Genomic DNA, 17742 nt, shown 5'->3' on the forward strand with positions numbered 1-17742 from the left:
CTTACGATGCTGGCGTCAGACACAACTTGTTGATCGCTCACGATGCTGGCATCTAGCACAAGTTGTTTGATTAGGTTACTATTGCGCCTACCTTTGTACGCTTTCGGACTCAGTTGACCTTAAACACACCTTTTCCCCACTTTTGCTATGCTATCGGACCCCAGTGACGCTATCAGCACGAAAAACACACTATATGCTACTCTTCTTATGGAATAGCTGCGCTGGTGTCCGTTACTCTGCTCAAATGGCGATTAATTTGCTTTTAGCGTCATATGGGTCCTTTCGCCTCAAGAGAGGGGACGGACTTGGCGCTGTCGGTTGTGTCTCTGTGCTGTGTGATGTGTCTCAGTACTATCGAATGTGACTCTTTGCTGTGTGTGACTCGCGCTATCGGACTCAGCTGCCCTTAAACACACCTTTTCCCCACTTTTACGATTCTATCGGACCCCAGTATCGCTATCGGCACGAAAAACACACTATATGCTCCTCTTCTTAAGGAATAGCTGCACGGGTGTCCGATACTCTGCTCAAATGGCGATAATTTGGCTTATAACGTCATCTGGGTCCTTTAGCTTCAAGAAGGAGTGCATCCGAGCATTCCGAAAATTTCTACTTCGAGACTCGCCAAAAGCAGCGTTAGAGGTCGCATGACTTTTTTGGATTGCTCTAAATATAGCTACACTAACTCGACATAAAAAATACAGAGCAGCAATCCTCCGTTACGGTAGAATCGCTGCTCTGCTGTTTTATAAGGTGGTTAGCCCTTTACGCTCTCTTTTACAATATTCACAACGAGTTCAGCCACTTTAACGATATCTTCGGCTTTAATCCGTTCCTTGGTAGTATGGATATGTTCATAACCCACTGCAAGGTTAACAGTCGGAACATCTAGACCGTTGAACACGTTAGCGTCACTACCTCCGCCAGAGTGGAACAGACGTGGAGTAAGCCCCATAGAAGTAATGGCCCGCTGTGCAAGCTGCACTACCGGATCATGTTCATTAAAGCTAAAAGCAGGGTAGATGATTTCACTGCGGAATTCGCATTCTGCGCCGTATTCCCGCACAGTTGTCTCGAGTGCTTCGCGCATCGAAGCGATTTGATCGCCAACCTTCTCCTGCACAATACTGCGTGCTTCTGCATCCAGCTGGACGTGATCGCACACTACATTCGTTGGGCCGCCGCCAGCGAACTTTCCAATATTCGCTGTGGTTTCGTTATCAATACGACCCAGCTTCATGGCTGCAATCGCTTTGCTAGCGACTTGAATTGCGCTGATGCCGTCCTCTGGGTTCACGCCAGCATGAGCCGATTTCCCAAAGATTTGCATCGTGATTTTAGCCTGTGTCGGTGCTGCCACCGCAATCGCTCCAACTTCACCATTGGAATCAAGCGCAAAGCCGAAGTCTGCATCCAAGTTGCTTGGATCCATCGAACGTGCGCCCAGCAATCCAGATTCTTCACCCGCTGTAATCACGAATTGAATCTGACCATGCGGAAGCTTTTGCTCTTGGATCACGCGAATGGCTTCGAACAATGCCGCAAGCCCTGCTTTGTCATCAGCTCCAAGAATCGTAGTGCCATCACTTGTAATCCATCCATCTGAACCAAGTGTAGGCTTGATATTTTGTCCGGGAACAACCGTATCCATATGGCATGTGAACAGAAGCTTTGGAGCAGCTCCTCCATTCTCAGCTGGCCAGGTAATGAATAGATTACCTGCTCCATGTCCGGTTCTTTCCTGGGAATCGTCTTCGAGCACTTCTAAACCCAGTTCGTTAAACTTACTCTTAAGAACATCAGCAATCTGCCGTTCATTTCTTGTTTCACTATCAACTTGGACAAGTTCCATAAACTCCTGAATCAATCGGTCTTGTGAAATCACTGGACTTCCCTCTCTTTCGTGAATACGGTACAATGGTTGTACGGCATTACCATCTTCATGTTAATAACTTAAACTAAATCTAAAGGAGTTACCCATGCAACGTAATAAATGGTTCAAGATCTTCATCTACGTCATGTTGTTTGCCATGATTGCCTCTACGCTCTTTATGGTTATCGAGCCGTTCCTTGCAGGTTAAACATTGCTCAGGAAGCATTAATAATAGCGGCTAGGAACTCCTTGCCGCTATTTGGCCTGCACGTTTGTTCCTAATCAACCTTTGCCATATCACAGAAAGTATCCATCAGCTCTTCATATGGAAAATGTTTCAAGAAATATGGAACCAGCTCTCTAGCCACCTCTTGAAGCTCAAATCGACGACCTGCACATTCCTCTAGAGAAGTTATCCCAAAATCGGTGATCCCGCATGGAATAATCCCTTGAAACCCGCGCGCCGCAATCCCCTCAGAAATGTTAAAAGCAAAACCATGACTGGTAATAAAACCTCTTCTAAATTTACTCTTATTAAACTTCACACCAATAGCACAGATCTTCTCATCGCCAACCCATACTCCGGTGTACTCCGGTTTACGATCTCCGACAATACCGTAGGATGCCAAATAATCAATAATAACAGCCTCCAGACTGCGCAAGTACCCATGCAAATCCACTTTGCCATCTTCTCCGAGCTTAAGGATCGGATAACCTACAAGCTGACCGGGTCCGTGATATGTAATATCTCCTCCGCGATCGATTTCAAACAGCGCGATTCCTTTTTCTTCGAGCTGCTCATGATCCAAGAGAAGATGTTCAGGATGATTTTGTGAACCAATAGTATAGGTAGGCGGATGCTGCAAAAGAATAAGTCTCTCCGGCTGCTCGCCAGAATCAATGGCATGCACACTTTCTTTTTGCAGCTCCCAGGCCGTCCCATACTCCATAATAGGGTCATATGAAATCTGCAGCTTACGAATATCCGAATTATTCATACCGTCAGGTCCCCTTTTTCAGTCTCATGCCTGCACAGTTTGGCTCGTTATTATTTTAGTAAAGTTTCGTATCCGGGGTATATCCTTCAATATTATCCTTGACGCGTTGCAAGAAACGACCACAAATGACTCCGTCCAGAATCCGATGATCGAGCGACAGACAAATATTAGCCATTGATCGCACACCTATCATATCGTTAATGACCACAGGTCTTTTTACAATCGATTCAAATGTTAAAATCGCTGCCTGTGGATAGTTAATGATTGGATAAGAAAGAATGGAGCCAAACGAGCCTGTATTATTTACAGTGAAAGTCCCTCCCTGCAAATCTTCCAGGCTCAGTTTGCCTTCGCGTGTTTTTTGTGCCAATTCATCAATCTCACGAGCCAACCCAGCGACATTTTTCTGATCAGCCTTCTTAATCACAGGAGTGATAACCGAATCTTCTGTACCTACCGCTAACGAGATATTGATATCACGTTTGACAATAATTTTGTCTACAGCCCAGACAGAGTTCATAATCGGGTAATCCTTAATCGCACTCACAACAGCCTTCATCATGAAAGCCAGATAGGTTAGATTGATACCTTCTTTACGCTTGAACTCATCCTTATGTTTATTGCGCAGTGCGACCAGATTAGTCACGTCTACCTCAATCATTGTCCAAGCATGCGGAATCTCAGAGACACTTTGACGCATTCTTGTAGCAATTGTATTCCGGATTGGCGTTACATCAATCAGGTATTCAGAACTGCTGCCTCTGCCACCCTCAACTTCAATTGTTGGAATACGAGGAGATTCGCTCAAGTGTAGACCCGAATGGCGAAGTGGCTCTTCTGCCTTCTTCTCTTGGGCTTGAACGAACTGTGGAGCAGGCGGTTGTGACGCCATTGGGGCAGGCTGGCTAGCAGAAATCGAAGCAGCAGATCTAGCTCCGCCGCTTTCGAGGAAGGTCAGCACATCCTTACGGGTAATCCGACCACCCATACCAGTACCAGCAACTAAAGTCAGATCGATGTTATGTTCAGCAGCCAAAGTCTGTACCGCAGGAGAATAGCGTGCACGCATCATATCGCCAGCAGTTGAAGTCGCACTTTGTCCTGCAGCATTATTAGAGGAATTAGCTGCAACTGTGTTAGTGTTAGTCACGTTTGCAGCAGCAGATGCAGTCACAGGCACGGCTATACGACAAATGACTTCGCCGACATTGACAACCTGGCCTTCTTCCGCCAATAGTTCACCCATAACTCCATCTATCGTTGAAGGTAATTCAGCATTTACTTTATCTGTAATAAGCTCACATATTGGTTCGTATTGCTCTACCGGATCGCCCGGTTTCTTCAGCCATTTGCCGATCGTCGCCGATACTAGCGATTCCGCCAGCTGCGGCATGATCACGTCAGTCAACTTTTGGTTGTCAGACATCTTTTCACTCCTTAAAAGTTTTACGAAGCATTGACTCTTAGAAAGACTACATAGTAAAACTTGCTTCGTAAGCATATTCTTAAAGTTTTACGAAGCTTCGTCAGCATCACCTGAGTTTTAGGAAGCTTCGCATCTACTCAACAAATTAATATTGTGCCAGCCGGAGCATTTCCGCCTTCACTTTTTCTTTACTTAGCATGAAAAACTTCTCCATTGGCGGGCTGATTGGCATCGCCGGAACATCGGGACCACAAAGACGGAAGATTGGTGCATCCAGCTCGAACAGACAATGCTCAGCGATAATGGCCGCCACTTCGCCGCCAATTCCGCCTGTTTTATTATCTTCATGCACAATCAATACCTTACCGGTCTGACGGGCAGCAGCAATAATCGCATCACGATCCAGCGGTTGCAAGGTACGCAGATCAAGAATATGTGCTGTAATTCCTTCCTCGCGTTCCAATTCTTCCGCAGCCTGCATAGCAAAATGCAGCGGGAGACTGTAGCCAATCACCGTAATATCCGTTCCCTCACGCAGCAGATTAGCTTCGCCAATTGGAACGGTGTAATCCCCTTCCGGTACTTCTTCCTTGATCAGCTTGTAACACTTTTTGTTCTCAAAGAAAAGCACCGGATCAGGATCACGTACAGCTGCCTTCAGCAATCCTTTAGCATCATAAGCGGAGTAAGGCGCTACAATCTTCAATCCAGGTGTACCAAAGAAAATCGATTCTGGACACTGTGAATGATACAAACCGCCGAACACCCCGCCGCCAATAGGAGCACGAATGACAACCGGGCAACTCCAATCGTTATTTGAACGATAGCGGATTTTAGCCGCTTCACTGATAATTTGATTCGTCGCCGGAAGCATAAAGTCGGAGTATTGCATTTCAGCTATTGGTTTCATTCCGTACATAGCTGCTCCGATGGCTACACCAGCAATCGCTGATTCAGCGAGGGGTGTATCCATAACCCGCTCTTCGCCAAACTGTTCCTGTAGACCTTTAGTTGTGGTAAATACGCCGCCTTTGAGACCAACGTCCTCACCAAGCACGAACACGGAATCATCGCGCTCCATTTCTTCCTTCATCGCGAGCCTGATGGCATCGATATATTCCATTATAGCCATGGTTTATGCCCCTCCTTTGAGGTCGGAATCACTGTATACATGCAGCAGTGTGTCTTCCGGTTTCGGGAACGGAGCATTATCGGCATACTCGATAGCCGCTTTAAGCTCAAGATTGCATTCAGCAGCAAGATCTTGTTCTTGCTCGTCACTCCACAATCCCAGACCGATCAAGTAATTACGGAATCCTGCTACGCCGTCCTTCTTCCAGTTCTCATCAACCTCTTCTTTGGTCCGGTAAGCCAGATCATTATCTGAGGTGGAGTGTGGAGACAAACGGTACATCATCGCTTCAATCAGCGTAGGACCTTCACCCGCGAGGGCTCTTTCCCGCGCTTCCTTAACGACACGATAAACCTCAAGCGGATCGTTTCCGTCTACACGCACACCAGGAAATCCATAACCCAGTGCACGGTCGCTAACCTTGCCGCCTAACTGTTTATGAACAGGAACAGAGATTGCATACTGATTGTTCTGGCACATGATAATAACCGGCAGCTTATTCACTCCGGCAAAGTTACAAGCTTCATGAAAATCCCCCTGATTGCTGGAACCTTCACCGAAGGTTACAAAGGAGACGAATTTCTTCTTCTGCATTTTGGCCGCCAGAGCAAAGCCAACCGCATGAGGGACCTGCGTGGTTACAGGGCTTGATCCTGTCACAATACGCAGACGTTTACTGCCAAAGTGACCCGGCATTTGCCGCCCACCACTGTTTGGATCTTCTGCCTTAGCGAATACGGACAACATAAGTTCGCGGGTAGTCATACCCACTGAGAGCACGAAAGCATAATCGCGGTAATAAGGTAAAAAATAATCATTTTGCCGGTCCAGCGCGAACGCCGCCGCCACCTGACCCGCCTCCTGGCCTATACCGGAGACATGAAAGTTGATCTTGCCAGCGCGCTGAAGCAGCAGACTGCGCTCATCGTATTTACGAGCGAGCGACATATATCTGTACATATCGATGACCTGGCCGTCACTAAGTCCAAGCTGCTTATGTCTGTTAATCGTTTCTACAGTACCTTGGGGTTCCATAAAGAGATACCTCCTTATTCATAAAGCCTGAAGTCTTACAGGAATTAAGACCAATTGTGCCCTGATCTTAAAACCTGGTACTAAGACTTGACTTGAGTATATTATAATCCCTTTCTACCCAAAAAGAAAAGCTAAGAAAAACTAAAATCCAATAGATCTTCCATCCACAGCTAACATTGCTTCTCCGATAATCTCCGAAAGGGTAGGGTGAGCATGTATAGCTTCACCAATCTCCCAAGGTGTTGCATCCAGTAGCTGTGCCAAGGCCGCTTCTCCAATTAGATCCGTCACATGAGGACCAATCATCTGCACACCAAGAATATCTCCACTGCTACGATCCGCTACAACTTTGACAAATCCATCCTTCTGGCCATATACAATTGCCTTACCAATGGCCGAGAATGGGAACTTGCCAATCACTACATCATGTCCAAGCTCTTTAGCTTCCTTCTCGGTGTAGCCCACACTTGCTACCTCAGGCCGAGTATAGACACAACGTGGTACTAAATGTGTATGATAAGGATGTAGCTTCTCACCAGATAGATGGTTAACCGCCATTATCCCTTCATGACTGGCTGCATGAGCCAATTGAAGCCCACCGATGCAGTCGCCAATGGCATAAATATGCGGCTCTGCCGTCTGCATACTAGCGTTTACAGCAATAATCCCTTTGTCAAAGCGAATGTCTGTGTTTTCCAGACCAATATTCTCGATGTTGGCCACTCTGCCTACGGATACAAGCAATTTTTCTGCCATTAGGCTTTGACTTTGCTCTCCCTTACGGGCTTCGATCGAAATTCCATCCTCCGTTACCTGGCAGGTTGCAGCATCCACTGTAGTTTCAGTCAGTACCTTAACCCCACGCTTTTTCAACAACCGTTGCAGTTCCTTAGCTATCTCTTCATCCTCTTGAGGCAATAACTGACCTGCAGCTTCAACCACAGTTACCTGCACTCCAAAATCAGCCAGCATTGAAGCCCATTCGACCCCAATTACACCGCCGCCCACAATAATGATAGAGGATGGGAGCTCTTCGAGTGTGAGAGCTTCATCACTGCTAAGAATCACTTTCCCGTCTGGTTCGAGACCAGGCAATACTCGGGGGCGTGAGCCCGTAGCGATAATAAGATGGCTGGAAACTACTGTTTCCATCTCCCCATCTTCCAGTTCCACAGCTACAGCACCGCTGCGCGGAGAAAAAATAGAAGGACCCGTTACGCGCCCTTTACCTTTGACAACTTGTATTTTATTTTTGCGCATCAAATATTGTACGCCTTGATGAAGTTGCTCAACTACAGCTTCTTTGCGTTTCTGTACCTTTGGGAATACCAGCTGCACACCGCTTGTCTCAATGCCATAGCTCTCGCTCTCATTGATTTCAGCATATACCTCTGCACTACGGAGCAGCGATTTACTAGGAATGCAGCCCCGATGCAGACAGGTTCCTCCCAGTTTGTCCATTTCGATGACGACAACGGACTTTCCAAGCTGTGCAGCGCGAATAGCCGCCACATACCCTCCAGTACCTCCGCCAAGTATGGCCACGTCACATGAAATTGTCATGATATGTATCCTCCAGTCATTACACGTAAGTTCATTTTACTTAGTATATTGTACTCTCTTTTTGCTCTATTACAAAACTTATAAACGTCATATGCAAATGGACTTTTTCTTGCTAAAGCGTTATCATATGGGTGAATCTAAAGGGCTAAGAGGGGTAGGAGACACTTATGAAACTGTTAATTTCACGCTTCATTGCCATCCTTATTCTTGTGTTTCCGGGCTTAATAGCAATGAAGGGCTTCCTCATGATGAAGGATGATATTTTTGATTACATATCCATGCATGGTGATGATTCTGTTGTGCCCCACTTTGCTTGGCTGCATTTCGGTGGTGGATTGCTGCTCTTCGCAGCTGGCATGACTTTCCTTGGTGGCTGGATTCTGGCTAGGGACCGTAAGAAGAATTACGTAGGTCCAAGGTTCAAGGAGAAGCAAAAGGTGAAACAAGCCGGAACGCAGGAAACGATCTCTTAAGAGGCTATGCTAAACTTAGGATCAGCTTTTTCATCTCATCATTTATTCACCTGATCATATGAATCACGAACCGCACACAATCAAGCCTTATTACCCTGCTGATTGTAATTTGTACAATAGATTTCCCCACATTCAAACCCTCCCAGCTCATCCGATCTGGTGCTCGTTATCTATCATAAATAACATAAAGGCGAGAACTTCATGGACGCAATCTGCGCTCCCTGAAAATTCTCGCCTTTTTCTTAAATACCCGCCTTATCAAGCGCCTCTTTCCGCCGCCCCTGTACCAACTCACTGTACAGTCCGCCTTGCTTCAGCAGCTCTTCATGAGAGCCTTGCTGCAATAATCTGCCGCCCTGAAGCACAAGAATTCGATCAGCTGCACGTATCGTGCCAAGTCTATGAGCAATGACGAAGCTCGTTCGCCCTTTCATCAGCGCCTGCAGCCCTTCCTGAATCTTGATCTCGGTCACTGTATCAATACTGCTGGTTGCTTCATCAAGCACAAGCATAGAGGGGTTAGCAAGAATCGCTCTCGCAATGGAGAGCAGCTGCTTCTGCCCTTGGCTTATACCGCTGCCATCCGCCGAGAGCATCCGTTCATAACCTTCGGGCATTCGCATAATAAAAGAATGGGCATTGGCCAGCTTAGCCGCCTCTTCAACCTCTTCATCGGACGCATCCAGCCTCCCGTATCGGATGTTATCGCGGATACTCCCTTTGAACAAAAAGGAATCCTGCAATACAAAGGCCATATGACTTCTCAAGCTTTCCCGCCGAATCGAAGTGATATCTAAGCCATCCAGCGTGATTTTCCCCTGATTGGGATCATAGAAACGGGATAACAGCCCAATTAGCGTTGTTTTGCCTGCACCGGTAGGTCCAACTAAAGCGATCATCTCGCCAGGCTTCGCTTCAAAGCTGATATCCTGCAGCGTGTTAGAACCTCCATCATAAGAAAAAGCTACATTTTCAAACTTCACCGCACCCTGTACAGTTTCAAGTGATTTGGCTGCACCTTCATCTTTAGCCTCGGTCTCTTCGTCCAGCACTTCAAACACCCGCTCGGCCCCTGCCACCGCTGAGAGCAAGGTATTCCACTGATTCGCTAAATCATTAAGCGGACGAGTAAACTGGCGGGTATATTCAACGAATACGATGATCACACCCACTGTAATCGACCCACGGATCGCAAGCAGACCACCAATTCCTGCAACAATGGCGAAGCTAAGATTATTAAGACCATTCATAAGCTTCGGGATGAAACCAGAAATGGACTGCGCCCAGTAACCTGACAGCATAATTCGCTTGTTGCGTTCATGAAAACCAGAGATGACGCGTTCCTCTTGTGAAAAAGCCTTGATAATCCGTTGTCCGGATAAGGTCTCCTCAATATAACCGTTAAGTTCCCCTACATTACGCTGGCGTTCTTTAAATAATGGGCCTGTACGGCGTGTAATCCAGCGCATGCCTAACAACATCAAAGGCACTACGAGGAATGTGAGCAGCGTCAACAAGGGACTAAGCCACAGCATAACCCCTACGGTTCCTAGCAAGGTTAAGACACTTGAAAATATCTGAATAGCCGAGCTATTCAACGTAGAGCTGACGTTCTCGATATCATTGGTAAGACGGCTCATAATTTCCCCCTGCTGTCTCCGATTAAAAAAGGAAATAGGCAGACGGTGTAAATGGGAGAATAGCTCCGTACGCATCCGTAATACAGTTTCTTGAGCAATTTCGATCATCCATATGTTTTGCAGCCAAGAAGTCAGAGAATAAAAAATGTACACACAAGCAAGGCTTGTCAGAAAAACAACCCATGATCGCCCGCCGGTACCTTCCAGATAATTATCCACCGCTCTGCCAATCATGTATGGCCCCAGCAGCGCTAGCGCTGAGCTGAAGACAACCATGATCAGTACAAGAATAAGCTTGGCTTTACGCTCAGCTAGATAACTCCAGATCCGGATCAGCGTCCCTGACCAATCCTTCGCCTTTGCTTTGGGTTTGCCGCCAGATGCTGTCCCTAGACTTCGTCCCACGCCAAGTTCAAAATTCGGTTTAGGATGACGAAAAGGTTCAATTAATGCTTTGAACATGCTGCTTCGCCTCCTCTACCTGTGATTCATAAATCTTGCGGTACAGCTCGGAGCTTGCCATAAGCTCCTTATGCGAGCCTTTGCCAATTAATCGTCCCTCATCCAGCAACAGGATCAAATCGGCTGATGCCGTTGAACTGATTTTCTGAGTAATCAAAAAGGTTGTACAGGAGATATCCTTTAGCGCCTCCAGCAAAAGCCCTTCCGTAACCGCATCAAGGGCACTGGTGCTGTCATCAAGGATCAACATAGCCGGTTTTCTAACAAGTGCACGGGCAATCGTTAACCGCTGCTTTTGTCCGCCGGAGAGATTAACCCCTCGTTGACCAAGCATCGTGTCATAACCATCTGGCAACCCTTTTACCGTCTCGTCAATTTGTGCACCTCCCGCTGCTTGTTGGATTTGTTCCAGTGTGGCGTGTTCATTGCCCCATGCAATATTATCGCGAATTGATCCGCTGAAAAGCTGCAATTCCTGAGGCACATAACCTATCGATCTCCGCAGTCTGGAAATATCGATATCGGCACTTTTTTCACCGTCAATCCAAATGATGCCCTCTGTCTCTTCATACAAGCGCGGAATCAGACTCACGAGTGAGGATTTTCCTGATCCGGTCGCCCCCATAATCGCTACTCGCTCACCAGCAGCTACTTCAAAATGAATGTCCTCCAGGACAGAGATATCACTATTAGGATACTTAAAGCAAACGCCTTCAAATTTAACGTGGCCCTGAATTGGCTCACCTTGCAAAGTCCCGCCTTCACGAACTCCAGCTCCCGCTTCCATAACTTCTGAAACACGTTGAGAGGAGGCACGAGCGCGGGAAAATGTTACAACAAGACCAGAGATAGCTGATAACGCCCCAATTGTTCGCAAGGAGTAATTAATAACAGCAACAGTCTGACCCAAAGTAGCCTCCCCATTGGAAATGGCTATCCGTCCAAACCATAAAATCGCCAAAATCGCCGCATTCACAATAAGCATAACAAAAGGCATCGTCGTCTCAGTCAAACGCAAGGCAGACACCGTTGATCTCATCAAATTCCCGCTAAATACCGTGAAACGTTCAATCTCATACCCCATACGCACAAATACACGGATCAAGCGAATACCCGTAAGATTCTCCTGAATCACGCCATTAACTCCGTCTAAACGCTGCTGGACCGTACGAAATAACAAGGAAGCTTTTCTCATAATCCAGTAGAGGAAAAAAATCAACAAAGGTAACGCCACCGTCAGCAGTAATCCCAGCTTCACATGAACAACTAACGCCATAATCACACTGCCTACCACAACAAGTGGCACCCGTGTCATAAAGCGCAAGCTCATAAAAATAGTATCCTGCAGCTGTGATACATCGCCAGTCAGACGGGTAATCAGTGACGAAGTAGCAAAACGATTAAATACTTCATACGTAAAAGACTGTACCTTTTCGTACAATTTGTCCCTAAGATCGAACGCAAAGCTCTGACTTGCATGGGCAGCAAAAAAAGAACTGAGTACCCCGGCTGTAAACGCAACTACCGCGCTGCCGATCAATACACTGCCCCACAGCCATACTACAGAGGTATCTTTTTCTCGGATCCCCAAGTCAATGATTTTGGAAATGATCAAAGGCTGTGATAATTCTACCGTCAATTCAATGAGCATCATTACAAGGGCAGCTATTGCAGCTACCTTATATTTTTTGAGAAAAGAGAAAATCAAAGCCATTCGCATACCCTCTTTTTCTATTCGTACAGTGCATCCCTTAACCGAGTTGACATCGTGGAAGCCTGTCCAGTTTTCAGTATTGCTCGACGCAGTGCTTTATTACTCCGATTCAATTCCACCAAATCCGCCATCATTTCTTCCAGCAAGCTTTCAGTGTCACTGGATAAATCTCCATTCTGCTGCAAAAGAGCTAACCGTTCCTTATATTCGTCTAATCTTTCAGTCACACTTATTACTTCCTTTCCCATCTCTTATTACCTCTTATCATACCACATCCAATCAATCGCAATGTTTTCACTGGATACATCTGATCCGAATATGATACTCTAATATGGTCGCATTTTTAAGATATAATCAATGTTTTTTACGAAAGGATAGATGGAAGTGGCACAATTGTTTTTCAAATACGGAGCAATGAACAGTGGTAAATCTATTGAGATACTCAAGGTTGCACATAATTATGAAGAGCAGGGGAAATCGGTGCTCATTTTCACTCCATCCATAGACGACCGGGACGAGGTTGGTTTTATTTCTTCTCGTATTGGGCTTCGGAAACAAGCAATCCCCATCGATGAGAACACAGATATTTATAATATCGTCAGCAGTAACCAACCTAAACCACACTGTGTACTTATTGATGAATGTCAATTTCTAAGCAAGGAATGTATTCTCCAGCTAGTGCGTATCGTTGATGAGCTGGGCATTCCGGTAATGGCCTTCGGACTTAAAAATGATTTTCAGAATCAGTTATTTGAAGGCAGCAAATATATGCTGATCTACGCTGATAAAATTGAGGAAATGAAGACGATCTGCTGGTTCTGCGAGCGCAAAGCTACTATGGCTCTACGAGTAGAAAACGGCAAGCCCGTATATAGCGGCAAGCAAATCCAGATTGGTGGCAATGAAGCTTACTATCCGGTATGCCGCAAATGTCACAAGAATCCACCGCTATAGCCGTGTATAAAAAGCATCCCAAAGCCATAAAGGCTATTGGAATGCTTTTTTGATTAAGAAGATATTACCCTAAATATCTTTCTTTAAGAATATTCAAATGATGATGGTCATGTCCAATCATAATGCAGGCCTGAGCTCTCGCAGAAAGAGTAGCCTCGTTAACTATTCCCTTCCGGATCCATGCTTCCTCCGGCAGAGTTTCCATTAGGAGTAATGTCGATTCTCGAACAAGCTTGTAGTGGGCCAGCAATGCTTTTAAAGTGTGCGCTTCGAAATTGGCGGTAAGTACATAGTCTTTCTCTTCAAAACCCGGTAGTGGAGTCGTATCCCCTCTGGCGATGCACAATAAACGGTAGGACATGATTCTTCCGGTATCAGCCAGATGTCCGACCATTTCCTTGATACTCCATTTCTCCGGAGCGTAACGATAGTCCCCTTGTTCTTCCGTAAGATTCGAAATAAAAGTGCAAATCTCATCCGTCTGCTCTCTAAAAATAGTAATCATGTCTCCTTCAGCTGGCACTAAATCGACATATTTTGATAATTCTTTGAGATACTCACTGCTTTCTGGACGTCGATCCATGTCTAAACCCCTCTCATTTTGAATTTTTTTGAAAAAATAGGAGGAAAATTATACTGTAGTTGTTGTATTTTAGCTCATTTTATACGATACTTGCAATAATAGGGTTGGTTAAACTAGAAGTCATCGGGAGTGTCGGCATGCTAGATTTTATTCTTTTTATGATATTTTCAATACTAGAGACTTATGCAATGTTTTTTCTGGCTTTCAAAATCTTCAAAATTGATCTATATCATAAAGAGATGGTGTTTGCTAGTTTTATTATGGGCTTTTGTTCTTATACAATTAGGATCAACTATGGGATTTTTCCATTAGATATTTTCTCACAATTTGCACTAATGTTTTGTTTTATGTGGATGTTATTCCGGATTCATCCCTTCTACGCTTCAATATTAACCGGGATGGCCTATCAAGCTTACTCGGTGATTCAAGCCAGTATTGTGTATCTATTAAACTCTGTAATCTCCATGCCTCTAAATACTTCGGACCCGATTACAAAAAACATAATGACAATGCAGATTTTATCAGCATTAGCCGCGATTCTCATTGGTATGTATGTGGGCTATAAACGTATTGGATTTGACTTTGTACCTGATAAACCCGATGTAAAAGTCAAACCAACAACTAGTGAAAAAATATTATTCGCTCTTAATCTTCCTACAGTAATTGTCGTTACTTTATTCACCTACTTTATTGAATCTAATTTCTTTTTCTTGATCCCAATTTTCTATGGGGTAATATTATGGGGATATCTATATTTCTCATACAAAAAGGACAGAAATAACTATGAGTCATTTAGCACTTAAAATTGTTGAGGTCATTAAGAAAAGTAATCCAGAGCAATCGCATTCAATTGAAATGATGCATTATGCCCTTAGCATTATTCTGAATACTTTATTCATTATTATGACTTCTTTATGCATTGGCGGGCTCACTGGACAGCTAAAGGAAACATTCTTAGCCTTATTCAGCTTCATGCTCCTAAGAATGTCATCTGGTGGTGTGCATTTAAAATCCGCAAGAGCCTGCAATATTGTATCTATCTTTATCTGTTCACTGATCCCTCATATAACTTATCTAATACATAACCATTTGATTTGGATTAATCTTTTTTCTTTACTTGTAATGATCTTATGTGCTCCGAATCCTGATGCTAATGCCCAAATCCCCAAAGAATGGTATTTGGGTTTAAAGCTACTTTCCATAATTCTGGTTTTTTTAAATTTTCGGCTCCATTCGCCTGTCATTGGATTGGCATTTTTAGTTCAATCCTTTACAGTCATAATCCCATTACAAAGGAGGACAATCAGATGAAAAAAAACTTAGCTCGTTATGCTTCTAACATTTTAGGTACTTCTGCTACTGTTTTTGCAACAATTCTGAAACCATTTGCTCACAGCCCTGAGATTCCAAAAGAACTGCGCAAGTAATTAAACAAGGATGGGGAAACGATGCGTGTCTTACAGAAAGACGGTTCCTCTAGTGATATTCTAGAGGAAGATATATTGTATTTCTCGAATTATAAGAATACAATATTCGTCCATACGAAAGAAGGCGAATTTATTCTCCCCACCACGCTTTCCGATCTTTCCGTAGCGTATGAGGGTAAGGGATTCGAACGCCTTGACCGCAGCAATGTCGTCAATATCAACAACATAGAAGGCTATGATCCCGGGCGGAAGATTGTATGCTTTAATCAAGGTACGCAGTTCACTACTGTTTCGGAATCCAATGAACCTCGCCTTAAGAAGTATCTTGCTTCACAAAAGAAAAAACCGTCAGAATAAAATTCAGTTTTTTAATAATCCCGGCATGTTCACGCATGCCGGGATTATTTTATTAAAAATTGAAACTTTTTAGCAATTTCCTCAAAATCGCACATTATGCCATAATAATCCTCAAATGTAAAGATAAATTCGTAGGATGAATGACAGGAGACGGATCCTATTCCAAATGATACCATATAGATAAACCTATAATAAAAACAATTAATGATGGAGGATCATAATGAATTACTATTTTCATCCCTCTCCACGGCCCTCATCTCTGGAATCTATATCTGACGAGGATTTACTAAGAATCTATGAGCTAGCGGTTGATGCCCATGCGTTACCGGATTTCATTGAAATTATTAAAGAGATCATGAGAAGTAGAAATCTCATAGATTCTGAAAGTATATAACATCCCCTTCCCCATTAAATTCACACTGACGCATGGTACACATTTTTCTTCAGCTTCAACCAACAATAAACTCCTTAGGTCGCCTTAAGTCAACTACATTAACATAAAAAAGGTAGAGCCTCCGCGGCCCTACCTTTTTTATATGCACATATGATGGTTAATCTGAGATAAAAATAATGCTCTATTCTGTAATTTCTGTTTTGAAAACATTTTCCAATTTGCCGCCGAGTCTTTTCTTCAAGGGAACTTTAATATCTCTGCCCAATTCTTTAAAGAAAGTTTCAACATCACATTTCACATTTTTTGCAGTTGCGATTACCGCACCATCACCAACAATGTTTTGATTCGCTTCAAGAGGAACATCAACTTCGATGTCATACTTTTTGGATAATGTCTTGATGTAACGTGCGAAGATCTCCAGCAATTCCTCGTTATTAAAATTCTCTATAGCGACTTTGCCCTTGCTGGTAAACTTCATGTTAATTTTCATTATTAATATCCCCTTTTCTGTCAAACCATTTTTAGTTGTTAGTTTATGGATCAAGATGAATAGATGGCTGCAAGAAAGGGCAACATTCATTCATTTTTGAGATCATTAGCAAAAGGCATACATTATTTATAAGCACCCTTTATTTGTTGTACTTTAAACTGAGTAAATTCTTTAAGTGCTTGTATGACCTGATCCTGTTCCTCTTCCTTCAGTTCATAAACGCACTCCCGTAGCCACTCGCCAAATAGAAAGGCTTGACGCCCTTTACGGGGGCTCTTTCTTAAGGAGTCGAGGTTACCCTCAAACTTATCGTTCAGGACATCGGTCAGATTGTATTTCTCAATCTTCTCTATTACCATTCCTGCCCCATATTCCGTTTCGTAAACTATAACTTCATTCGAATCAAAGGAAACGTACGATGTTTCTTTCCCTTCCTTCGCTCTGAATTCCTTAAGCTTGTTAAAGGCTGTCTCGTAGATGTAATCTTGAGACTGTTTGAGCTGTGGCAGCTCATATCCTTGCTTCAAGGTCTTGATATATTCAATATCTGGCATATAATCTGCCAAATGGTACATCCGATTCTTCAGATCCGTTCCAAGCGCTTCAATGATCTTGTCCAGATTGTCTTTAAGCGGAATGCTCTCTCCACGTTCGATTTTGCTAAGCTGTGAGTAACTTATACCGCTCTTTTCTTCCAGTCCTCTTAAGGTTAACCCTCTCGTCTTTCTGATGTGCCGAATGAAATTACCCAGCTCATCGGGATAGTTCTCAAAATCATTCATGGGAGTCACCTCCCTACTATCATAACACAACATAACAATTTGTGTTGGCTAATAACAATTATTCCTTGTTTTTACTTGCCTCTGAAGAGTAATTCCCAGTATTCCACACCCAATATAACCCTATCTTTACAAAATACCGGAAAAAGACTCGGCGCCCGTCTGTAAGGATTTGGAATATGTTCGTTACTCACCTCAGTTTTACTTTCTGCTTAAGCCCTATTCATCTTCTTGGTCTTACCTTCCACTTTCTGCTCACTTTACTCACCTGGCTCAACTAGCTCACCTTACTCACCTTACTCACCTTACTCACCTTACTCACCTTACTCACCTTACTCAACTAGCTCACCTTACTCACCTAACTCAACTAGCTCACCTTGCTTACCTAGCTCAACTAGCTCACCTAGCTCACCTAGCTCACCTGACTCACCTAGCTCCACTT

General features: G+C 44.1%; 19 protein-coding genes. 7 read left to right on the forward strand and 12 right to left on the reverse strand.

Features of this window, described 5'->3' with window-relative positions:
• Positions 1–757: 757 nt before the first annotated feature.
• Complete coding sequence (locus NST58_RS22765) at positions 758–1885, reverse strand: tripeptidase T (RefSeq protein ID WP_076129490.1); 1128 nt, start codon at positions 1883–1885, stop codon at positions 758–760.
• Between the two features lie 94 nt (positions 1886–1979).
• Here NST58_RS22765 and prli42 point away from each other — a divergent pair, with 94 nt between their 5' ends.
• Positions 1980–2081, forward strand: a complete 102-nt coding sequence (gene prli42 / locus NST58_RS22770) for a stressosome-associated protein Prli42 (protein ID WP_094872112.1) — start codon at positions 1980–1982, stop codon at positions 2079–2081.
• Between the two features lie 70 nt (positions 2082–2151).
• Here prli42 and lipB read toward each other — a convergent pair whose 3' ends face one another.
• From lipB to lpdA, 5 genes are all read right to left on the reverse strand, one after another.
• A complete protein-coding gene (lipB, locus tag NST58_RS22775; RefSeq protein WP_339244282.1) occupies positions 2152–2871 on the reverse strand; it encodes a lipoyl(octanoyl) transferase LipB in 720 nt (239 codons plus the stop codon).
• Positions 2872–2926: 55 nt separating this feature from the next.
• Positions 2927–4297: a dihydrolipoamide acetyltransferase family protein gene (locus NST58_RS22780; RefSeq protein WP_076184130.1), complete on the reverse strand. Its 1371-nt coding sequence runs from the start codon at positions 4295–4297 to the stop codon at positions 2927–2929.
• A 145-nt stretch (positions 4298–4442) separates the two neighbouring features.
• The gene (locus NST58_RS22785) at positions 4443–5429 is read right to left on the reverse strand and encodes an alpha-ketoacid dehydrogenase subunit beta (protein WP_036676034.1); all 987 of its coding nucleotides are present in this window, start codon (positions 5427–5429) and stop codon (positions 4443–4445) included.
• Positions 5430–5432: 3 nt separating this feature from the next.
• Positions 5433–6464, reverse strand: a complete 1032-nt coding sequence (locus NST58_RS22790; RefSeq protein ID WP_076184133.1) for a thiamine pyrophosphate-dependent dehydrogenase E1 component subunit alpha — start codon at positions 6462–6464, stop codon at positions 5433–5435.
• A 141-nt stretch (positions 6465–6605) separates the two neighbouring features.
• Entirely contained in the window at positions 6606–8027 is a 1422-nt protein-coding gene (gene lpdA, locus NST58_RS22795; RefSeq protein WP_076184136.1) for a dihydrolipoyl dehydrogenase, read from the reverse strand.
• Positions 8028–8194: 167 nt separating this feature from the next.
• On the opposite strand from lpdA, the gene NST58_RS22800 reads away from it, so the two are divergent.
• Complete coding sequence (locus NST58_RS22800; protein WP_076184138.1) at positions 8195–8500, forward strand: DUF2627 domain-containing protein; 306 nt, start codon at positions 8195–8197, stop codon at positions 8498–8500.
• A gap of 242 nt (positions 8501–8742) precedes the next feature.
• Here the strand turns inward: NST58_RS22800 and NST58_RS22805 are convergent, their stop codons facing one another.
• Genes NST58_RS22805 through NST58_RS22815 form a run of 3 tightly spaced genes read right to left on the reverse strand, consistent with a single transcriptional unit; the run spans position 8743 to position 12564 of the window.
• A complete protein-coding gene (locus tag NST58_RS22805; protein ID WP_076129485.1) occupies positions 8743–10602 on the reverse strand; it encodes an ABC transporter ATP-binding protein in 1860 nt (619 codons plus the stop codon).
• On the reverse strand, positions 10583–12316 hold the full coding sequence (locus NST58_RS22810; RefSeq protein WP_339244286.1) for an ABC transporter ATP-binding protein: 1734 nt from the start codon (positions 12314–12316) through the stop codon (positions 10583–10585). The genes NST58_RS22805 and NST58_RS22810 overlap by 20 nt, the downstream gene beginning before the upstream one ends.
• Positions 12317–12333: 17 nt before the next feature.
• Positions 12334–12564 carry a hypothetical protein gene (locus NST58_RS22815; protein WP_036676022.1) on the reverse strand — a complete coding sequence of 77 codons (231 nt, stop codon included), beginning with the start codon at positions 12562–12564 and terminating at the stop codon, positions 12334–12336.
• 136 nt (positions 12565–12700) lie between these two features.
• On the opposite strand from NST58_RS22815, the gene NST58_RS22820 reads away from it, so the two are divergent.
• Positions 12701–13270, forward strand: coding sequence for a thymidine kinase (locus NST58_RS22820; RefSeq protein ID WP_036676019.1), 570 nt, complete (start codon positions 12701–12703; stop codon positions 13268–13270).
• A gap of 64 nt (positions 13271–13334) precedes the next feature.
• On the opposite strand, the gene NST58_RS22825 is transcribed toward NST58_RS22820, so the two are convergent.
• Complete coding sequence (locus NST58_RS22825) at positions 13335–13853, reverse strand: DinB family protein (RefSeq protein WP_076184145.1); 519 nt, start codon at positions 13851–13853, stop codon at positions 13335–13337.
• Between the two features lie 137 nt (positions 13854–13990).
• Between NST58_RS22825 and NST58_RS22830 the strand changes: the two genes are divergently transcribed.
• From NST58_RS22830 to sda, 4 genes are all read left to right on the forward strand, one after another.
• Positions 13991–14656: a hypothetical protein gene (locus NST58_RS22830; RefSeq protein ID WP_248548450.1), complete on the forward strand. Its 666-nt coding sequence runs from the start codon at positions 13991–13993 to the stop codon at positions 14654–14656.
• Positions 14657–15160: 504 nt separating this feature from the next.
• On the forward strand, positions 15161–15280 hold the full coding sequence (locus NST58_RS22835) for a cyclic lactone autoinducer peptide (protein WP_139330034.1): 120 nt from the start codon (positions 15161–15163) through the stop codon (positions 15278–15280).
• Between the two features lie 21 nt (positions 15281–15301).
• On the forward strand, positions 15302–15637 hold the full coding sequence (locus tag NST58_RS22840; protein ID WP_036676016.1) for a LytTR family DNA-binding domain-containing protein: 336 nt from the start codon (positions 15302–15304) through the stop codon (positions 15635–15637).
• Positions 15638–15857: 220 nt separating this feature from the next.
• The gene (gene sda / locus NST58_RS22845; protein ID WP_081393959.1) at positions 15858–16031 is read left to right on the forward strand and encodes a sporulation histidine kinase inhibitor Sda; all 174 of its coding nucleotides are present in this window, start codon (positions 15858–15860) and stop codon (positions 16029–16031) included.
• Positions 16032–16212: 181 nt separating this feature from the next.
• On the opposite strand, the gene NST58_RS22850 is transcribed toward sda, so the two are convergent.
• Both NST58_RS22850 and NST58_RS22855 read right to left on the reverse strand, forming a co-directional pair.
• Positions 16213–16521: a hypothetical protein gene (locus NST58_RS22850; protein WP_036676014.1), complete on the reverse strand. Its 309-nt coding sequence runs from the start codon at positions 16519–16521 to the stop codon at positions 16213–16215.
• A gap of 122 nt (positions 16522–16643) precedes the next feature.
• Positions 16644–17303 (reverse strand): helix-turn-helix transcriptional regulator, encoded by a 660-nt coding sequence (locus NST58_RS22855; RefSeq protein WP_036676012.1) that lies wholly within the window; start codon positions 17301–17303, stop codon positions 16644–16646.
• Positions 17304–17742 lie beyond the last annotated feature (439 nt).

This window comes from Paenibacillus sp. FSL R10-2796, from assembly GCF_037965315.1.
GTDB classification, from domain to species: Bacteria; Bacillota; Bacilli; order Paenibacillales; family Paenibacillaceae; genus Paenibacillus_AQ; species Paenibacillus_AQ odorifer.

Bases quoted from the DNA above. Each gene is read 5' to 3' on its own strand.
- prli42 (WP_094872112.1), top strand. From the start codon at position 1,980: ATGCAACGTAATAAATGGTTCAAGATCTTCATCTACGTCATGTTGTTT.
- lipB (WP_339244282.1), bottom strand. From the start codon at position 2,871: ATGAATAATTCGGATATTCGTAAGCTGCAGATTTCATATGACCCTATT.
- NST58_RS22780 (WP_076184130.1), bottom strand. From the start codon at position 4,297: ATGTCTGACAACCAAAAGTTGACTGACGTGATCATGCCGCAGCTGGCG.
- NST58_RS22785 (WP_036676034.1), bottom strand. From the start codon at position 5,429: ATGGCTATAATGGAATATATCGATGCCATCAGGCTCGCGATGAAGGAA.
- NST58_RS22790 (WP_076184133.1), bottom strand. From the start codon at position 6,464: ATGGAACCCCAAGGTACTGTAGAAACGATTAACAGACATAAGCAGCTT.
- lpdA (WP_076184136.1), bottom strand. From the start codon at position 8,027: ATGACAATTTCATGTGACGTGGCCATACTTGGCGGAGGTACTGGAGGG.
- NST58_RS22800 (WP_076184138.1), top strand. From the start codon at position 8,195: ATGAAACTGTTAATTTCACGCTTCATTGCCATCCTTATTCTTGTGTTT.
- NST58_RS22805 (WP_076129485.1), bottom strand. From the start codon at position 10,602: ATGTTCAAAGCATTAATTGAACCTTTTCGTCATCCTAAACCGAATTTT.
- NST58_RS22810 (WP_339244286.1), bottom strand. From the start codon at position 12,316: ATGGCTTTGATTTTCTCTTTTCTCAAAAAATATAAGGTAGCTGCAATA.
- NST58_RS22815 (WP_036676022.1), bottom strand. From the start codon at position 12,564: ATGGGAAAGGAAGTAATAAGTGTGACTGAAAGATTAGACGAATATAAG.
- NST58_RS22825 (WP_076184145.1), bottom strand. From the start codon at position 13,853: ATGGATCGACGTCCAGAAAGCAGTGAGTATCTCAAAGAATTATCAAAA.
- NST58_RS22830 (WP_248548450.1), top strand. From the start codon at position 13,991: ATGCTAGATTTTATTCTTTTTATGATATTTTCAATACTAGAGACTTAT.
- NST58_RS22835 (WP_139330034.1), top strand. From the start codon at position 15,161: ATGAAAAAAAACTTAGCTCGTTATGCTTCTAACATTTTAGGTACTTCT.
- NST58_RS22840 (WP_036676016.1), top strand. From the start codon at position 15,302: ATGCGTGTCTTACAGAAAGACGGTTCCTCTAGTGATATTCTAGAGGAA.
- sda (WP_081393959.1), top strand. From the start codon at position 15,858: ATGAATTACTATTTTCATCCCTCTCCACGGCCCTCATCTCTGGAATCT.
- NST58_RS22850 (WP_036676014.1), bottom strand. From the start codon at position 16,521: ATGAAAATTAACATGAAGTTTACCAGCAAGGGCAAAGTCGCTATAGAG.
- NST58_RS22855 (WP_036676012.1), bottom strand. From the start codon at position 17,303: ATGAATGATTTTGAGAACTATCCCGATGAGCTGGGTAATTTCATTCGG.